This is a genomic window from Myxococcus sp. CA023 (assembly GCF_010998615.1).
GTDB lineage: Bacteria > Myxococcota > Myxococcia > Myxococcales > Myxococcaceae > Myxococcus.
Genome location: NZ_JAAEAH010000100.1, coordinates 16,354 through 33,880, shown reverse-complemented (window position 1 = coordinate 33,880; position 17,527 = coordinate 16,354). Strand labels below are relative to the sequence as shown.

8 protein-coding genes and 1 pseudogene are annotated in these 17,527 nt (G+C 71.8%); 7 read left to right on the top strand and 2 right to left on the bottom strand.

Translation table 11 applies throughout. The annotated features are described in order from the left end of the window. The 3 genes and pseudogenes from F8M74_RS32760 to F8M74_RS32750 form a co-directional block, all read left to right on the top strand. Window positions 1-3,520, top strand: a pseudogene (locus F8M74_RS32760) (flagellar hook-length control protein FliK); the annotation flags it as partial. A 33-nt stretch (window positions 3,521-3,553) separates the two neighbouring features. Then, entirely contained in the window at window positions 3,554-4,309 is a 756-nt protein-coding gene (locus F8M74_RS32755) for an arylamine N-acetyltransferase (protein WP_141257014.1), read from the top strand. 141 nt (window positions 4,310-4,450) lie between these two features. After that, window positions 4,451-8,110 carry a DUF3857 domain-containing protein gene (locus F8M74_RS32750; protein WP_141257015.1) on the top strand — a complete coding sequence of 1,220 codons (3,660 nt, stop codon included), beginning with the start codon at window positions 4,451-4,453 and terminating at the stop codon, window positions 8,108-8,110. 50 nt (window positions 8,111-8,160) lie between these two features. Here F8M74_RS32750 and F8M74_RS32745 read toward each other — a convergent pair whose 3' ends face one another. Then, complete coding sequence (locus F8M74_RS32745; protein WP_141257016.1) at window positions 8,161-10,329, bottom strand: bifunctional alpha,alpha-trehalose-phosphate synthase (UDP-forming)/trehalose-phosphatase; 2,169 nt, start codon at window positions 10,327-10,329, stop codon at window positions 8,161-8,163. A gap of 14 nt (window positions 10,330-10,343) precedes the next feature. Further along, window positions 10,344-11,495 (bottom strand): hypothetical protein, encoded by a 1,152-nt coding sequence (locus F8M74_RS32740; protein ID WP_141257017.1) that lies wholly within the window; start codon window positions 11,493-11,495, stop codon window positions 10,344-10,346. 68 nt (window positions 11,496-11,563) lie between these two features. On the opposite strand from F8M74_RS32740, the gene F8M74_RS32735 reads away from it, so the two are divergent. The 4 genes from F8M74_RS32735 (at window position 11,564) to F8M74_RS32720 (ending at window position 17,502) form a co-directional block, all read left to right on the top strand. Then, entirely contained in the window at window positions 11,564-12,838 is a 1,275-nt protein-coding gene (locus F8M74_RS32735) for an ATP-binding protein (protein WP_171410260.1), read from the top strand. Continuing rightward, window positions 12,835-14,187, top strand: a complete 1,353-nt coding sequence (locus F8M74_RS32730) for a sigma-54 dependent transcriptional regulator (protein WP_141257018.1) — start codon at window positions 12,835-12,837, stop codon at window positions 14,185-14,187. The genes F8M74_RS32735 and F8M74_RS32730 overlap by 4 nt, the downstream gene beginning before the upstream one ends. Before the next feature lie 253 nt (window positions 14,188-14,440). Next, window positions 14,441-16,888 carry a hypothetical protein gene (locus F8M74_RS32725; RefSeq protein ID WP_141257019.1) on the top strand — a complete coding sequence of 816 codons (2,448 nt, stop codon included), beginning with the start codon at window positions 14,441-14,443 and terminating at the stop codon, window positions 16,886-16,888. 26 nt (window positions 16,889-16,914) lie between these two features. Then, window positions 16,915-17,502 (top strand): hypothetical protein, encoded by a 588-nt coding sequence (locus F8M74_RS32720; protein ID WP_228560647.1) that lies wholly within the window; start codon window positions 16,915-16,917, stop codon window positions 17,500-17,502. Window positions 17,503-17,527 lie beyond the last annotated feature (25 nt).

The following is a 17,527-nucleotide window of genomic DNA, read 5'->3' as shown; positions in this document are numbered from 1 at the left end:
GGCCGCGGCGGTGGTCCTGGAGAACGCCGCCCCGAACACGCCACAAGCGCAGTTCGTCCAACTGGGGGCCGTGTCCGCGGGCGCCCCGCTCCCCGTGCCCGTCCTGGTCGGAGGAACGGCGGCGGCGCTCCCACTCCCATTGCCCGCGAACCTGGCGAACCTGGCCGCCGCGGCGGAACGCGCTGCCGATGCCGCCTCCGCGGGGCTCTTCACCCCGCTCATGGTGGCCCGTGCAGCGGCCGCGGCGGTGGTCCTGGAGAACGCCGCCCCGAACACGCCACAAGCGCAGTTCGTCCAACTGGGGGCCGTGTCCGCGGGCGCCCCGCTCCCCGTGCCCGTCCTGGTCGGAGGAACGGCGGCGGCGCTCCCACTCCCATTGCCCGCGAACCTGGCGAACCTGGCCGCCGCGGCGGAACGCGCTGCCGATGCCGCCTCCGCGGGGCTCTTCACCCCGCTCATGGTGGCCCGTGCAGCGGCCGCGGCGGTGGTCCTGGAGAACGCCGCCCCGAACACGCCACAAGCGCAGTTCGTCCAACTGGGGGCCGTGTCCGCGGGCGCCCCGCTCCCCGTGCCCGTCCTGGTCGGAGGAACGGCGGCGGCGTGGGCCACGGTGACGGCCGCATTGGGCGGTGGCGCTGCGGCGGCGGTGCCAGGACTGGGCCCCGTGGTGGCGGTGCCAGGAGGCCCCCAGGTGGTCAGGGCGGCCACTGCGGCCGTCCTCATGGCCAGGGATCTCCCCAACGCCCACCGCACCGCATCAGCGCGCAGAGCCGTGGAGCAGGCGCACGTCGGCGCGAGGCCCGGAGCGCCCCAACCCGTCCTGCAGGCCGTCGCCGCGGCCGTGGCCGTGCGGCGGAGCATCGCCCAAGGCGGAACCATCTCCGTCCCGACCGCCACCGCCATCGTCCAGGCCTCCCGCCTGAGCATCACCACCGGCGCCGGGGGCACCGTGGCGGCCCTCGCCGGAGCGGGGATTGCCAACCTCCCCGCGGTGACCCATCCCTATTTCGCCACCGCTGTCGCCGCCATTCCCAACCCGCCGCTGGCGGCGGTTCAGGCCGCGCTGGGGCTCGCGCGGAGCGCGCCCATCGACCCGGCGAATGCCCCCTTCGCGGTGGCCAACGCCTTCGCCCCCTCGCCCGTCCTTCCCGAAATCATCCTGGATGCCCTGGTGTCTCGCGGCCAGTCGCTCCCGAAGTTTCCGCTCGCGTTGGTTGAGATTGCCGCCGCCCTCGCGGCCATCGGGCCCGCGGCCTCTCTCTCCGAAGTGGCCGCGGTCGTCGAGGCGGCGCGCGCGGCACAAAACGGTCAGGCGGCGGGCGCACCTCCCGCCGCCGGGCTCGCACACGCGGCAGCGGACCGCATCGGCTATTCCTACGGCGTCGCCACCCAGACGGGCGGCGCGGCGGCGGTACCTCCCTTCGCGCACCGGTATCTCTCTCAGGGCGTGGGGCATCCCGCCCACCTCGCCATCGACAAGTACCAGCGCCGGGGTTGGGTGGTGCGCCGCAACACCAGCATGCACGCGGACCAGAGCGCACAACCAGACAACAGCCCTCGAGGGCACCACGCCTTGGGGTGGGAGCTGGCCCCGTTCTACGAAGGACCGCTGCGTCCGGCCTCCGCCGTCACGGGCACCCTTTCGCGGACCTGCCATGGCTGCAAGGAGGTCGCCGCGGCCCGGGCCGCCGCGGCCGTGGGAGCGGGAACAGCACCAGCCACGGCCGTGGCCACCGCCATCGGCGTGGTCCCCGCCGCGGCCGCCGCCACGGCCCCCGCGGCAGGTCCCGTCAACGCCGCGCAACTGGGCCGGCAGGGCGTTCCAGCCGCGCGAGCGGCCCGTCGGAGCCTGGAGCCCGCCATCGCGGCCCGGGCCGCCGTGCCCTTCGCCAGGGCAGCGGTCGCGGGAGTCGCCGCGGCCCATGCCACGAGCGCATGCATCCTCGTGACCCAAGCGGTCCTCGCGGCCTGGTGGACCACCGCCACGGCACGAGGGGACGTCGTCAGGGGTGGGCCTCTCTCTCCGGCGGCCGCGATGCTCGGGGGCGTCCCGCCATCGGCCGCCGAGGCCGTCACGGCAGCCCATGCCGCGGTGCTGGCCGCCCCACTCGCCCTGCCCCCGGCGGACCTCGCCGCGGTGGTGGCCGCGCTGGCGGTGAGTCTGGGAGAACTGCCCCACACCGCTGTCACCGCGACCGTGGCGCTTCCCTTCCTGGGAGGCACGGGCGCAGCGGCCCTCAACGCGGCCCTGGCGGCGGCCGCCGGTATCGGGATTGACAACTTCGCGGCGGCCATCGTCGGAAGCGCTCATGCCTGCGCGTTGGGCGCGAACCTGCCAGCGCCCGTCGCCGCCAGGGTGGCCGCCATCTCCGCCATGGCCGGAGGGGCCCCACTTCCCGCGAGGCTGGATGCGGTGGCCAACGCCATCTCGGCGGGCCCCCCGGTCGCGGCGCACTATGCCCTCCTCCTGGGTACGGCGGGCATCACGCTTCCGGCCATCGCCGCGGTCGTCGCTGCGGAAGCGGGCATGGCCCACGCGGGCGTGACTCCGCCAACCGCGGCGGACGCGAGCACCTGTCATGCCGCCGCGGCCGCCACCGTGCCGGGCATCGCCCAGGCCGCGGTGAATGTCTGCGCCGCCACGCTCGCGGGCGGCGCCATCCACCCCAACCCAGCCGCTGTCGCTGGCCTCGTGGCTGCCTCCACGCCGACAGCCGCCGCCGCCGTGACAGCCGCATCTGCCGTGCTGACAGCCACCGGGGCGGCCCCCCCGGCGCTTGGGGACGCCGCCGTCTGTTACGCATCGGCGGCAGCCGCCGTCACCGCCGCGATGGGAGGCGCGGCCGCCGCCGCTGAAGCCGCGGCCACCACCCTCACGGGCGTCCTCGTGCCCGCCGTCGGCAACACCGCGGTGACGGCCGCCACCGTCGCGAATTCCAGCGCGGAGGCAGCCGCGGCGGTGGCGGCGGCCGCCGCCCTCGTCACGGCGGATGCATTGACGCTGCCGACCGCGGCGCAATCGGCGGCCTGTTACGCGGCGGCCGCGGCGGCCGCGGGTGTTCCGGCGCTCGCGGCGAACGCGGCGGCCGGGACCATTGCCCTGGCCGGCGTCACCGCCGCCACCGATGCCAACACGGCACTGGTCGCGGGCGCCACCCCGCTCGCATGTGCCACCGTCGCCGCGGCCATGGTCGTCACCCAGCTCGCCGTGGGCGGTACCGCCAATCACCGCGCGGTCGCGGCCGCGGCCAGCGCTTCAGCCATCGGCATTCCCGCGGGGCCGGTGGACCAGGCCGCCCAAAGCCTCAGCGTGGGCATGGCCCATCCCATCTCCGTGGCCATCGCCGAGTCCGCGTCGATGCGGGCTTCGGGCGCATCGGAAGAAGCAGCCGCGGCCATGGCCACCGTCCGGGCGCTCGAGCCTCGAAGCGCCCCCCTGGCCGCTGCGGCGGCGGCCAGTGCGGGCGTACCCGCCGCGGACGCCGCCGCCACGGCTGCCATCCGTCTCTTCAATGTCTGACCCGTCTCCGCCCTCGCGTGACACAGTTCCCCCATGTTCGACGTCGCGCGCTACCTGGAGCGAATCGGCGTGGGGGCGGAGCAGTCCCTCACGAGGCTGCACCGGGCCCACTTGGAGGCCGTGCCCTTCGAGAACCTGGACATCCACCTGAAGCGACCCATCCAACTCGACACGGACGCCCTCTTCGAGAAGGTCGTCGTCCAGCGGCGCGGCGGCTTCTGCTACGAGCTCAACGGCCTCTTCGCCCGGCTGCTGACGGCGCTGGGCCACCGGGTGACGCTGCTGTCCGCGGGCGTGGCCACGGCCCCGGATGGCAGCGCCTACGGCCCCGAGTTCGACCACCTGGCCCTCCAGGTGGAGGATGAACAGGGACGCTGGTTGGCGGATGTCGGCTTCGGTGAGTGCTTCACCGAGCCCCTGCGCCTGGACACCCACGACGTCCAGGTGCGCTCCGGCCGCGCGTACCGGCTCTCACCGGAGGGCGACGACCTCATCCTCTGGAGTGAGAAGCCCTCCGGATGGGAGTCGGAGTACCGCCTCTCCCTCGTGCCCCGCCAGCTCGCGGACTTCGAGGGCATGTGCCGCTACCACCAGACCTCCCCGGACTCCATCTTCACCCAGCGGCGGCTGTGCACCCGGGCGACGCCAGAGGGGCGCATCACCGCCAAGGAGGGCACACTCGTCCTCACCCGGAGCGGGGTCCGGACGGAGCAGCCTCTCCCCGACGAAGACGCCCTGCGGCGCGCGCTCGTCGAACACTTCGGCGTCATCCTCCCGTCCCTGGAGTAGTGCGCACCTGTCCCCACCCCATCCTCCATCGTACGATGACCAAGCAGGGGAAGCCCTAGAAGGGTTCGCCTGTTCATCCGCGTCGACGCCCCTGCCCGGGGCCGGCGCCCCTTACCGCAAGCCGTCCACCCAGGAGAACGGATGTCCCGCTTCACATTGCTGGCCGCAGTCCTCGTGCTCACCTGCCCGTTGTGGGCGCAGGCGAAGCCGGCCGCGGATGAGACCGCTCGCGTCCATGCGGCCGAGGCGATGAAGCAGGCCTCCTCCCCCCGAAGCGCCGCCAGCCTGCTGCGGATGCACGCGCTGGTGGACGAGGTGGAGGACCTCACGCCCCTGCTGAGCACCTACGCCTACGTGGCCTCCCGCCGCACCTCGGACCCGAATACCCGCGCCACCGCGCAGATGCTCCTGCTGGACACCGAGCGCGCCCGGGGACGGCTGGTGCGCGCCAACGAGGTGAAGCAGTGGCTGGGCTACGTGGGCGACTACTACGTCACCGGCGGCTTCGAGAACGAAGGCAAGTCCGGCTGTGACACCGACTTCGGCCCCGAGGCCGCCAACCTGGACCTGTCCGCCACCTACCCCGCGGCCAAGGGCGGCAACACCACCTGGCGCAAGCTGACGGCGAACACCGCGGATGGCTACATCGACCTGGCCACCGCCATCCGCCCCAACCGCGAGTCCGTGGCCTACGCCGTCACCTGGCTGGAGTCCTCCCAGGAGTCGCGCGTGTCGCTGGGCGTGGGCACGTCCGGCGCGTTCCGACTTTGGGTGAACGGGCAGCTCGCCGCGAAGGAGGACCGCTACAACCTGCCGCGCCCGGACCAGTCCCGCGTGTCCGTGAAGCTGCGCAAGGGCCTCAACCGCGTGCTCGTGAAGGTGTGCCAGGAGTCCGGCCCGCTGGGTTTCTACCTGCGCCAGGAGTCGCCCACCGTGCGCGCGACGCTGCCGGCGAAGGCGCCCGCCCTGGAGAAAGGCACCGCGCCGCAGCCCCAGCCTCTGCCCACCCTCACCTCCGCCCTGCGCGCGATGGTGGAGAAGAACCCGGATGACGCCGCGCTGCGCGGCGACTACGCCCGGGTGCTGGGCTTCTTCCGCGCGTATGACGAGCGCGAGCACACCGCCAGCGCCGAGGCCGCGCGCGCCGCGGAAGAAGCCCCCAAGGACGCCCGGCTCCAGTTGCTCGCCGCCCAGGCGCAGCGGGATGACCTGAACGAGCGCCGCCGCTTCCTGGAAGCCGCCATCGCCGCCGACCCTGCCCTGCCGGAGGCGCGCGTGGCGCTGGCCGACCACGAGCTGGACCGCGGCCACCCCGAGCGCGTGCAGCCGCTGGTGGCACCCGTGCTGGAGAAGACGCCGGATGACGTCAACGCGCGGCTGGTGCTGGCGCGCGCGCATGAAGCCCTGGGCGAGCGCCCCAAGGCCCACGCCCTGGTGGAGGAGACGTTCCGCCTGCAGCCCCGCGTGCCTCGCGCGGTGCGCGCCGCGGCCCAGGTGTCCCGGCAGCTCGACCGCGGCCGAGAGGCCATGGACCGGATGCGCGTGGTGCTGGCGCTGCGCTTCGACGACACCACCACGCGCCACATGCTCGCCACGATGCTGGCGGAGGCCGGGCAGGTGGAGTCCGCCCAGCGCGAGTACGCGCAGCTGGTGAAGCTCAACCCCTTCGACAATGGCTCCCGCGTGCGGCTGGCGGAGATGAAGGCCAGCAACGGCGCGGTGGAGGAAGCCGTCGCCCTCTTCGCCGAGTCCCGCGCGCTGTCCCCGGACGAGCCGGAAGTCTACGAGCGCGAGGGCCGCGCCCTGCTGGCCGCGGGCCGCCGCGAGCCGGCGCTGGCCTCGTTCGAGCGCTCGCTGGCGCTGCGCCCGCAGAACCCGGGCCTGAAGGAGGCCCTGCGCACTCTCAAGGGAGAGAGCACCGGCACCGGCATGCAGTACCTGGTGGACGCCCAGCCGCTGGCCAAGGAGTCTGAGGCCTACGTCCACGAGGACGCCCTCTACCTGGTGGACAACACCTACGTGCGCGTCCAGCAGAGCGGCCTGTCCAGCCGCCTGCACCAGACGGTGGTCAAGGTCTTCAACTCGCGCGGCGTGGACGCGTTCCGCACCATCCCCGTCACCTATTCGCCGGACCGCCAGGAGGTGCGCGTGCTGCGCGCCCGCGTCATCAAGGCGGATGGCTCCGTGGTGGAGAGCTACGGTGAGAACGAGCGCAACATCAACGAGCCGTGGACGGGCATGTACTACGACGCCCGCGCCAAGATTCTCTCCTTCCCCTCGCTGGCGGCGGGCGACACGCTCGAGCTGACGTACCGCCTGGACGACACCGCGCAGGACAACCTCCTGTCGGACTACTGGGGTGACGTGGAGAGCGTGCAGGGCGTCTATCCGAAGGTGCGCTTCCAGTACCTGGTGGACATGCCGCAGGCACGGCCCCTGTATTGGAACAAGAGCAAGCTGACCGGCGTGGAGAGCGCGCAGGAGACGCTGGACGCCGGCCGCGTGCTGTATCGCTGGAACTCCAAGCACGTCGCCAAGGTGGTGCCGGAGCCCGGCATGCCCGGCTGGGCGGAGGTGGCGCAGAACCTCCACGTCTCCACCTACCAGACGTGGGACCAGGTGGGCCGCTACTGGTGGGGCCTGGTGCGCGACCAGCTCCAGCCCAACGCGGAGCTGCGGCAGACGGTGGACCAGGTGCTCCAGGGCGTGGACCGGAAGAATGAGCTGGCGGTGGTGCGCGCCATCTACAACTTCGTGGTGACGAACACGCGCTACGTGGCGCTGGAGTTCGGCATCCACGGCTTCAAGCCCTACCGCGTGGACCGGGTGCTGGCGCGCCGCTTCGGCGACTGCAAGGACAAGGCGAGCCTCATCCACTCCATGCTCCAGGTGGCGGGCGTGGAGAGCCGGCTGGTGCTGCTGCGCATGCGCAACCTGGGCTCCATTGGCGAGGAGCCCGCGAGCCTGGCGGCCTTCAACCACGCCATCGCCTACGTGCCCAAGTTCGACCTGTACCTGGACGGCACCGCGGAGTTCCACGGCGCCAACGAGCTGCCCAGCGCGGATCGGGTGGCCAACGTGCTGGTGGTGGAGCCCAACGGCAAGAGCATCTTCCTCACCACGCCGGAGGCGAAGGCGGCGGACAACGCCACGCGCATGTCGCTGGACGTGACGCTCCGCGCGGACGGCGGCGCTGAAATCACCGGCGCCAGCTCCGTGGGCGGGCAGCACGCGCCCGACTACCGCCGCGCCTACCGGCCGGAGGCCACGCGCAAGTCCACCTTCGAGCGCGCCTGGGCGCAGAGCTTCCCCGGCCTCACCGTGCACGAGGTGAAGCTGAGCGACACCACGCGGCTGGATGACAACGTGGCGCTGGACTTCAAGATGAGCATCCCGCGCTACTCGGAGGTGCTGCCCAACGGCATGCGCTTCCTGCCCTTCGGCACCGGGCGCACCTACCAGCAGGCCTATGCGTCGCTGGCCCAGCGCCGCTTCGACCTGGTGATGTCCAGCCCGTGGACCAACGGTTTCCTCCTGCGCTACGCGCTGCCCGCGGGCTGGACAGTGGCGGAGCTGCCCCAGGCGGTGGAGGAGACGACGAAGTTCGGCCACATCAAGCTGAACTACCGCCTGGAGGGCGGCAAGCTGGTGGCCGAGGGCGAGGTGGCCCTCACCACCGCGCGCGTGTCCGCGGACGACTACCCCGCGTTCCGCGAGTTCCTCGGCCGCGTGGACCGCGCCTTCGGCCGCCGGGTGTTCATCCAGAACGCGGCCAACCGCACCGCGTCCTCAGCGCCGTAGCGAACGCGAGCAGGCCCGCGCCCGCCGATACTCCGGCGGGCGCGCGGTGGTTACGGCTCCAGCAGACCCGCCAGCAGCGCGCGGACCTCGTCCGGGCCCTTCACCCGGAACGCCGCGCGCGTGGGCTTGTTGCCCGCGTGGATGGTGAGCCCGCCGGGCGGAATGGATGCGAAGAGGTCCTCGTCCGTGCGGTCATCGCCAATGGCCACCACGAGGGCGCCGGGCGCCGCGTCCTTCGTGGCCTCGCCCACCACGCGGCCCTTGTGCACGCCCCGCGGACGAATCTCCACCACCTTGTCCCCGGGGAGGATGTCCATGGACTGCCCGGCGAACTTCTCCGCCAGGTACAGCCGCAGCTCGCGGGACTGGATGGCGCCGAACTCCGCGTCCACCAGGCGGTAGTGCCACGCCAGCGACGCTGTCTTCTCCTCCACGAAGGAGCCCGGCACGCGCGCGGAGAAGGCCTCCAGTTCGGGGCGCACGCGCTCCTTCCAGTCGAACGTCACGCCCTCCAGCATCCGCCACGCCTCGCCCGGCGCCGGGCGGGACCACAGGCCGTGCTCGGCATACAGGCCCATGGCCAGGTCGCCCAACCATTCCTCCAGCGTGTCCTTGGGCCGGCCGCTGACGATGCTCACCGAGATGCCGGGGCGGGCCACCAGCTTCGCCAGCAACTCCTTCAGCGCCGCATCCGGCGCGGCCAGCTCCGGCCGGGGCGCGTAGCCCACCAGCGTCCCGTCGTAGTCCAGGAGCAGTTGCAGCCGCTCCGCCTGCTTCATCTGCGCCAGCGCCTCGGGCGCGCCCGCCTCGGCGCGCACGTCCACCGCGGGCAGCGACTGGAGCCGGTCGAGGAAGGAGGACGTCCACCAATGCACGTCCCGCGACTTCACCTGCTTGCGCAGCGTGTGCATGCGCGTGCGGCGCTCCTCCTCCGCCATCCCCAGCGCTTTCTCGATGGCGTCCGCCATGGCGTCCACGTCGTAGGGGTTGACGATGAGCGCGCCCCCTAGCTCCGCCGCGGCGCCCGCGAACTCGCTGAGCACCAGCACACCGTCGTCGTCCGGACGCGCCGCACAGAACTCCTTCGCCACCAGGTTCATCCCGTCCCGCACCGGCGTGACGAGCATCACATCCGCGCCCCGGTACAACCCCACGAGCTGCCGTTCGTTGAATGAGCGGTAGAGGTAGTGCACGGGCACGTTGTGCACCGTGCCGTAGAGCCCATTGATGCGCCCCACCAGCTCGTTCACCAGCTCGCGGTAGTTGGCGTACGCCTCCACCTGGGTCCGGCTGGGCACCGTCACCTGGATGAACCGCAGGCGGCCACGCCACGCGGGCGTGCGCTCCAGCACGCGCTGCACCGCCAGGAGGCGCCGCGGAATGCCCTTGGTGTAGTCCAGCCGGTCGATGCCCAGCAGGATGCGCTGTCCTTCGGAGGACCGGCGCAGGTTCGCCACCTCCTCCTGCATGCCGGGCTCGCTCGCAATCGATTCGAAGGACTGCGCGTCGATGCCCATGGGGAAGGCGCCCACGCGCACGTCGCGGCCCTCCCAGATGATACGGTCGATGTCCGTGTCCAGCCCGAGGTGCCGCAGCAGCGCTCCGGAGAAGTGCCGCACGTAGCTCACCGTGTGGAAGCCGATGAGGTCCGCGCCCAGCAGCCCCTTGAGCAGCTCACGCCGGCGCGGCAGCGTGCTGAAGATTTCCGACGACGGAAACGGGATGTGGTGGAAGTAGCCGATGCGCGCGCCGGGCAGCCGCTGGCGCAACATGCCGGGCACCAGCATGAGCTGATAGTCGTGGACCCAGATGGTATCCCCGGGCTCGTAGTGCTTCGCCACCAGGTCCGCGAAGCGCTCGTTGACCTTGCGGTACACCTCCCAATCGCGGTCCTGGCGAGGAATGCGCTCCAGCATGTAGTGGCACAGCGGCCACAGAACGCGGTTGGAATAGCCTTCGTAGTAGCGGCTCACCTCGCTGGCGGACAGCGTCAGCGGCACGCAGCGCAGCTCCGCGAGCTGGGCGTCCACGCGGGCGCGTTGGCTTTCCGACAGGCGGGAGACATCCCCGGGCCAGCCAATCCACAGCCCCCCCGAGCGTTCGTGCGGACGGCGAAGGCCGGTGGCCAGGCCTCCCGCGCTGCGGACCACGGAGACAGTGTCCTTCTCCACCTTGACGGTGACAGGAAGCCGATTCGAGACGAGTAGGAGTCGGGACATAGGCCCCTCCTGCATTAATCACTCCGTGTAGGAATGGCCATGGTCGAAACGGGATTCATGCCAGATGGTGGACCCTCGTGTCGGGTGGCCATCGGTGCCCAGCCCAGTCGTGACAGCAGCGCGGGCTGTCGGCCCGGCTTCCACACGAAGGCATCCAGCACATAGTGCGTGGCCTGCGGCAGCGCGAGCAGCGGCACCACGAGCGACAACACGTCCGGCGGCAGCGTCATGTGGCTCTCGCCGAAGAGCGCGCCGTGTTCGCGCCACACGGCCTGGTCCCACAGGAACTCCTCCGCCAGGGCCAACGCCACCAGGAACAGCAGGAAGCCCGGCAGCCCCGCGCGCAGCAGCGCCGCCCCCGCGCCGTAACCACCCTCTTCCAGCCGTCCCCGCGCATAGCGGAAGAGCAGCGCGAAGTAGGGAACGCCGTGCAACACCACGTTCATCACAGTGAACGTGAAGTCGTCCCGCGCGACGACGATGCCGCCGAACCACGCCACCCACGTCGCCACCACCAGCAGCACCTTGCCCGCTTGCACGCCCTCGCCGCGCACCACCCGCGCGGCCTGGAAGCCGGCCCACGCGAAGAGCACCCCCGCGTGAATCCCCAGCCCCACGGTGCCCACCCAGGACGGCAGGCCCGACAGGAAGTCCCCGGGCACGAACCACCAGAAGCCGCGCGGCAGGTTCGCATGCCACCAGATGACGGGCCCCAGCGTGGCGGCATAGATGGCAGCGGCATCCAGGCGCCGCTCCAGCGGGGAGACGCGCGCCTTGCGGCCGTACAGCGCCACCCAGCCGTACTGCTGCCGCACGAAGTGGCTGAGCGCGACATAGGCGAACAGCGTCCAGAACGTGCCCGGCGACACCAGGTGGGCGAGCACGCCCGCCATGTAGGCGGCCAGCGGCGCGCCCAGGTAGAGCCCGGGGCGGGTCCGCAGCTCGTCCGGATCCAGATAGGTGCGGAACAGCGTGGACCAGACGTGGGCCACGTCCACGCAGACGACGAAGAGCAGCCATGCCCATAGCGGCGTGTCGCCCGCCACGCCCAGCCAGGGCGCGGCGAGCACGAAAGCCACGGAGACGAGCGCGCTGCCAGCGAAGACGGACAGGTCCACTCCCGGACTGAACAGCCAGCCCTGGGAGGGCGCGAGAAGACGAGGCATCGGAGCCATGCAGCCTACCAGAGTCTCCGCGCCAGGGACTCGGCACCGGGCCCACGTCCGGATGCGGTATGAACCGTCCCATGCACGCCGCCGCGCCCACAAAGGCCCGCACGCACGATGACAGGGTGGGCCTTGAACACGCCGCGGACCTTCCCCTGCCCCCTCCGCGCTTCCGGCGCCGGCTGCTGGCGGTGATGCTGCTCGCCGGCTGGGTGCCGCTGGTGCTGCTCGGCGTGCTGGCACAAGCCGCGCTGGAGCGGGTGCTGTCGGTGTCCATCGCCCCGGTGGAGGGCGTGCTGGAGGAGGTCGCCTCGGAGCTGGCGCGGCGGGAGCTGCCGCAGGACTCGCTCAACGAGGCGCGGCTCAACCTCGCGCAGGCGGAGCTGGCGCGACGAGCCCTGGTGCGCCGCGTGCCCGCCTTCATCACCGCGCTGGTACTCATATCGGGCGCGGCGCTGACGGTGGCCGCGGTGCTGCTCGGGCGGGCCCTCACGCGTCCGGTGCGCACCCTCACGGAAGGAATGTGGGCCTATGCGCGCGGCGACCTCTCCGTGCGGCTCGCCGCCCCCGAGCCGCCACGCGACGAGCTGCAGTTCCTCCTGGGCCAGTTCAACCGCATGGGTCAGGAGCTGCTGTCGCAGCGCGAGCGGCTCAAGTCCGCGGAACAGATTGCCGCCTGGCAGGACGTGGCCCGCGCGCTCGCGCACGAGCTGAAGAACCCCCTCACCGCAATGAAGTTGTCGCTCGCGCGTCTGAACCGGACGGATGCGTCCACGCCCCACGACACCACCCGCGTCACCGAGGCCGTGGCCCTCCTCCAGGAGGAAGTGGACCTGTTGATGCGGATGACCCAGAGCTTCTCCACCTTCGCGCGCCTGCCGGCGCCGCGCTTCCAGGACGTGCCCCTGCGCCCGCTGCTGGCCGAGGTGTGCACCCTGTACGCGGGCACGTCCCCCGTGCCCGTGGAGCTTCGGCCTGGCGCGGAGGCCACGCTGCGCGCGGACCCGGATGGCCTGCGTCGCCTCTTCGGCAACCTGGTGAAGAACGCCACCGAGGCCTCTTCCGCCAGCGCCGCGCCAGTCCACGTCACACTGGAGTCGCCGCAGCCGGGCACCGTGTGCGTCACCGTGATGGATGGAGGCAGTGGCGTCCCCACCGTCCTCGAAGGCCCGGCCCTCACGCGTGGCCTCTTCAGCACCAAGCCCGGCGGCAGCGGCCTGGGCCTGCCCATCTCCCAGAAAATCGTCCACGAGCACGGCGGCAGCCTGCGCCTGGAACCCGCGCCCGGAGGCGGTACGCTCGCGCGCGTGGAACTGCCCCTCACCCCGCCTCCGTCCCCATGAAGCCCGGTCCTCGCATCCTCATCGTCGATGACGACTCTGGCGTCCTCAGGGCCCTGCGCGGACTGCTGAGCGACGAGGGCTTCACGCCCGTGGAGGCCCGCTCCGCGGCGGAGGCCTCCCAGTTGCTCGACGCGCCCGAAGGGCCCCCGGCGATGATGCTGCTCGACCTGCGCATGCCGGGCGAGACGGGCCTGGAGCTGCTCGCGCGCCTGCCCCGGCCCTTCCCCGCGCCCGTGGTGGTGCTGTCCGGAGAGGCGTCGCCCGCCGAGGCCGTGCAGGCGCTGCGGCTGGGCGCGACGGACTTCGTGGAGAAGCCGCCCTCCCCCGAGCGGCTGCTCACCGCCGTGCGAAACGCACTGGCACTGGGCTCGCTCCAGGAAGAGCGCGAGCGGCTGCTGGACGCACTGGCCCGCCCCGGCCACCTGGTGGGTGACAGCCCTGGCATGGCGTCACTGCGCCAGCTCATCGCGCGCGTGGGCCCCAGCGACACCGCCATCCTCATCACCGGCGAGACGGGCACGGGCAAGGAACGCGTGGCGCGGGCGCTGCACCTCGCATCGGGGCGCAAGGGCCGGCTCGTCGCCGTCAACTGCGCGGCCATTCCCTCCACCCTGCTGGAGAGCGAACTGTTCGGCCACGAGAAGGGCGCGTTCTCCGGCGCGCTGTCGCGGCGCGCGGGCCGCATCGAACAGGCGCACGGCGGCACGCTGTTCCTCGACGAACTGGGCGACATGCCACTGGAGCTCCAGGCCAAGCTGCTGCGCGTCCTGGAGACGAAGGAAGTGGAGCGGCTGGGCGGCAGCCTGCCCGTGCCGGTGGATGCGCGCGTCGTCGCGGCCACGCACCAGGACCTCGCCCGCGCGGTGAAGGAGGGCCGCTTCCGGCAAGACCTCTACTTCCGCCTCAACGTGATGCCCCTCCAGGTGCCGCCCCTGCGCGAGCGGCCGGAGGACCTGCTTCCCCTGGCCCGCGCCTTCGCGGCGGAGTTCGCGGGGCCGCAGGTGCCACTGGTGCTCGCGCCCGGCGCGGAAACCTCGCTGCGCGCCTATGCGTGGCCGGGCAACGTGCGCGAGCTGCGCAACCTCATCGAGCGCCTCAACCTGCTCCGGGGTGAGGGCCCGCTCACCCTGGGCCCGGAGCTCGTTTCCGCGCCCCAGGCCACCGCCGTGGCCAGCCGCCCCTCCCTGGGACAAAAGAGCTACCGAGAGCACGTGGAGGACTTCGAGCGCGAGCTCATCCGCGCGGCGCTCCAGGAAGGCGAGAGCATCGCCGGGGCCGCGCGACTGCTGCAGGTCGACCGGGGCAACCTCTACCGGCGCATCAAGGCGCTCGGACTCCCTGTCACCTGAAGCCCCGCTGGAGTGCAGCTGATCTGCCCCCGATTTTCGGACCAGCCGCAACCGCGGCCCAGTACCGAAAGCGCACCCATGCCTCCAGGCGGATGCCGGACGGCCGCACGCAATCGCCGCTGGCGATGTCAGTACCACATCACGACTCGACATCCGGATGTCTCCATGACATCGACTTGGCTGCTCGGCCCTCGTTCTTTCAGGCACTTGCCCGACGCCTCTGGGTGGAACGGCCCGTGCTCTCCCTTCGTGCATGAACCGCTTCGCGCTCCTCATTTGTCTCCTCCCCGCGCTCGCAGTCGCGCAGCCATCCCCTGCACCTGAGCCACCCTCCGACGCCCCCCCATCCGCGGAAGTCGCTCCGTCGCAAGGTGAAACGGGAAACAACCCGCAGTCAGAGCGTGCGGAAGGCGCAACCACTGCCACGGACAACCAGGAGGCTGGCGGCAAGCCACGCTCCCCCACGACCGACGCCCGAGGCGACACCCCAGCGGACGCGCAGAAGTCCTGCCCCGACGACTTCGAGGACGACGACTCGGGAGACACCAGCGTTCTGGCCCCGCTTCAGCTCGCCGTGGATGGGCGCTCGCTCACGCCCGGCCGCATCGAACTGCACGGGCTTCACTGGCTGACGGATGCGCAGGTGCGTGCCTTCATCGGTGCGCCTCGTGCGGACTCGGGGGCCCTGCTGAGCGGAAGCGAAGTCCACCTGTTCCTCAGGCGGCTCGCTCGCTCGGGGCTGTTCGCCCGCGTGGAGCCGCGCGTGCGGGTTGCCGAGGCGCCTCAGCCGGCGGTCCTCGAAGTCCACCTGGAGGAGCACCCCGTCGTCCACGCCGTGGAGGTGAACGGGCTCCAGGACCTGCAGGCCACCGAGATTCTCGAAGAGCTGCTCCGGCTCCCGCACCGGTTCCCCACCGAGGACGAAGACGAAGAGTCCTTCACCGCCACGCTGCGCGTGGACTCCCGGCGCGGCACGCTCTCCGTCGTCCGCCCCTGCCCGCCGCAATATCCGCCCCGTGATTGGGTGGCTCGGCTGGAGCGCGGCACGCTGCACCCCGGCATCTTCCTGGGCGGCGTCGCCCATGGCCTGGAGCGCACGCTGAAGCGCCTGCGTGACGACGGCTACATGCTCGCCAGCCTGTCCGCGGTGTGGTCGCCGGACGGCAAGCTGATGATGACGGTGGATGAAGGCCGGCTCGAGTCCATCGAGGTGCGCGGCGTGGACGCCGACATCGCCGCGCGTGTCCAGGACGCGCTGGACCTGCAGCCTGGCACCGTGTTCCTCCGCAGTGACGCGAAGCGCGCCGTGCAGCGGCTGACCTCGCGGCTCCCCTTCCTGGAGCCCGCGAACGTGGACGACTCCGACAGCCCGCGTGCCCGGCGCGCCCACATCATCGAGACGCGCGAGGCGGATGGCACCCGCGCCTATCACACGCAGGAAGCACCGCGCGCGAAGCCGCGCCACCGGGAACAGGTGGAGTTCGAGCTGAACTGGAAGCAGCTCGCCGACTGGTGGGACGACGTGGACTCGGCCGACAGCATCACCCTCGAGGGCAAGAAGCTGGTGGTGCACTTGCGCACGCGGCGGCCAGACTTCGACGTGGACCTGCTTCCGATGCACACGCAGGTGACGGGCTTCTCGCCGGGTCTGGCGGGGCGGCTGCGCCTCTGGGATGCCAAGGACCGCGCGCACGTCACCGTGGATGCCGCGCTCACCGTCCCGCTGCGGTGGGGCGGCCAATATCTGCCGGATGACCCGGAAGGCACGCAGCGCCAGCGGCGCATCAACATGCTCGGTGGGGCGAAGCTCCAGGTGCCGCGGGTGGGGCTCGCGGAGCTGGGCGCGCAGGTCTACGACTTCACCGACACGCTGGACCGGTGGCGCATGGGCGACCTCGACTCGTCGCTCTACTCGGCCCTCATCAACCGGCCGGACCGCGACTACTTCCGCCGCAAGGGCCTCACGGCCTTCGCCACCTGGCGCTGGGCGGACGACTGGCTCACGGGCGTCGAGTACCGCAGCGACCGCTACGAGTCGATGCGCAGCTTCACGCCGCCCTTCTCCCTCTTCCGGAACGACTCGGCCCCCTTCCCCAACGCGCCCGTCACCGAGGGCCGCTTCGACTCCGTGGTGGTGCGCATGGAGTACGCCAGCAACGTGCCCGCCGCCGCGTCCGTGGGCTCGCTGTTCCGCACGCCAGAGACGTCGCTCTTCGACCGGGATGGCGACTGGGAGAGCCGCGCCTCACTCCGGGGCCTGCTCACGCTGGAGGTGGGCAACGGTCCGGGGAGCGCGGGCGGTGACGCGCGCTTCTGGAAGCTGGTGAGCGACATCGCGATGGAGGTTCCCACCGGCTGGGACACCGGTCTGTCGCTGCGCGTGCGCACCGCGGGGGGCCACCGTCTGCCTGAACAGAAGCGCGAGGCACTGGGTGGATGGACGGCGCTGCGCGGCTTCGGCTTCAAGGAGTACCGCGGCGACGTATCCGTGCTCACCAGCGCGGAGTACCGCTGGAGCGCCCTGGGCCTCTTCGCGGACCTGGGCACGGTGCGGGCGGATGACACATGGACGGATGCACGGCTCGGCCTGGGCGCCAGCCTCCACTTCGGAGACAACGTGCGGATGGACGTCGCGTGGCGCACGGATGAGCGGGCCACCGCCACGCCCGAAGCCCGGCTGCTCTTCCAGCGGACCTTCTGAGACGCATGGACTGGCCACGCAAACACGTGGGACGCGGGCTCGGCACGGCGCTCATCGCCGTGGCGGGCCTGCACGCCCCCACGGTCCATGCAGAAGAGCCGCGCACCACCTGCACCGCCACGTTGGCCGGACGGCGCGTCATGGTCCGTTCCGAAGCCTTCGACTTCGTCTCGCCCGAGCTGGACCGACTGGTGCGACTGGGCATGGCGGGGAAGCTGGAAGTGGAGCTGACGCTCTGGCAACGCAAAACCGTCTGGTTCGACGCGCGAATGGACACCGCCCGGCTGACGCAGGTGCTCGTCTTCTCCAAGGGCGCCTACGTGCTGGATGGACGCCCCCTGCCGGAAGGCCCGGCCTCACTGACGCTGGAGCGCGTGGCGTGGACCTTGGAACAAAGGCCCGAGCCCGGCGCGCGCTATGAAGTGCGCATCAGCGTCCGCCTGCACGTCGTGACGGCCGCGAGCCTGGGCCGGGTGGCCGCGTGGCTCACGCAGGGGAAGCAAGCTCCTGGCGAGGAAGGCAACACCCTCACGGGCACCGTGCTGCTTCGCTCGGTGGCCGAGGACCTCGCCCGCGGCGCCAACGCGCGCTGTGACGTCACCCGGCCGCCCTGAGCCGCGGCCGCGCCGCACATCCTTC

What these genes read in the sequence shown, in the direction of transcription:
- F8M74_RS32735 (WP_171410260.1), top strand. Translation starts at nt 11,564, where the DNA reads ATGAACCGTCCCATGCACGCCGCCGCGCCCACAAAGGCCCGCACGCAC.
- F8M74_RS32740 (WP_141257017.1), bottom strand. Translation starts at nt 11,495, where the DNA reads ATGCCTCGTCTTCTCGCGCCCTCCCAGGGCTGGCTGTTCAGTCCGGGA.
- F8M74_RS32755 (WP_141257014.1), top strand. Translation starts at nt 3,554, where the DNA reads ATGTTCGACGTCGCGCGCTACCTGGAGCGAATCGGCGTGGGGGCGGAG.
- F8M74_RS32750 (WP_141257015.1), top strand. Translation starts at nt 4,451, where the DNA reads ATGTCCCGCTTCACATTGCTGGCCGCAGTCCTCGTGCTCACCTGCCCG.
- F8M74_RS32730 (WP_141257018.1), top strand. Translation starts at nt 12,835, where the DNA reads ATGAAGCCCGGTCCTCGCATCCTCATCGTCGATGACGACTCTGGCGTC.
- F8M74_RS32725 (WP_141257019.1), top strand. Translation starts at nt 14,441, where the DNA reads ATGAACCGCTTCGCGCTCCTCATTTGTCTCCTCCCCGCGCTCGCAGTC.
- F8M74_RS32745 (WP_141257016.1), bottom strand. Translation starts at nt 10,329, where the DNA reads ATGTCCCGACTCCTACTCGTCTCGAATCGGCTTCCTGTCACCGTCAAG.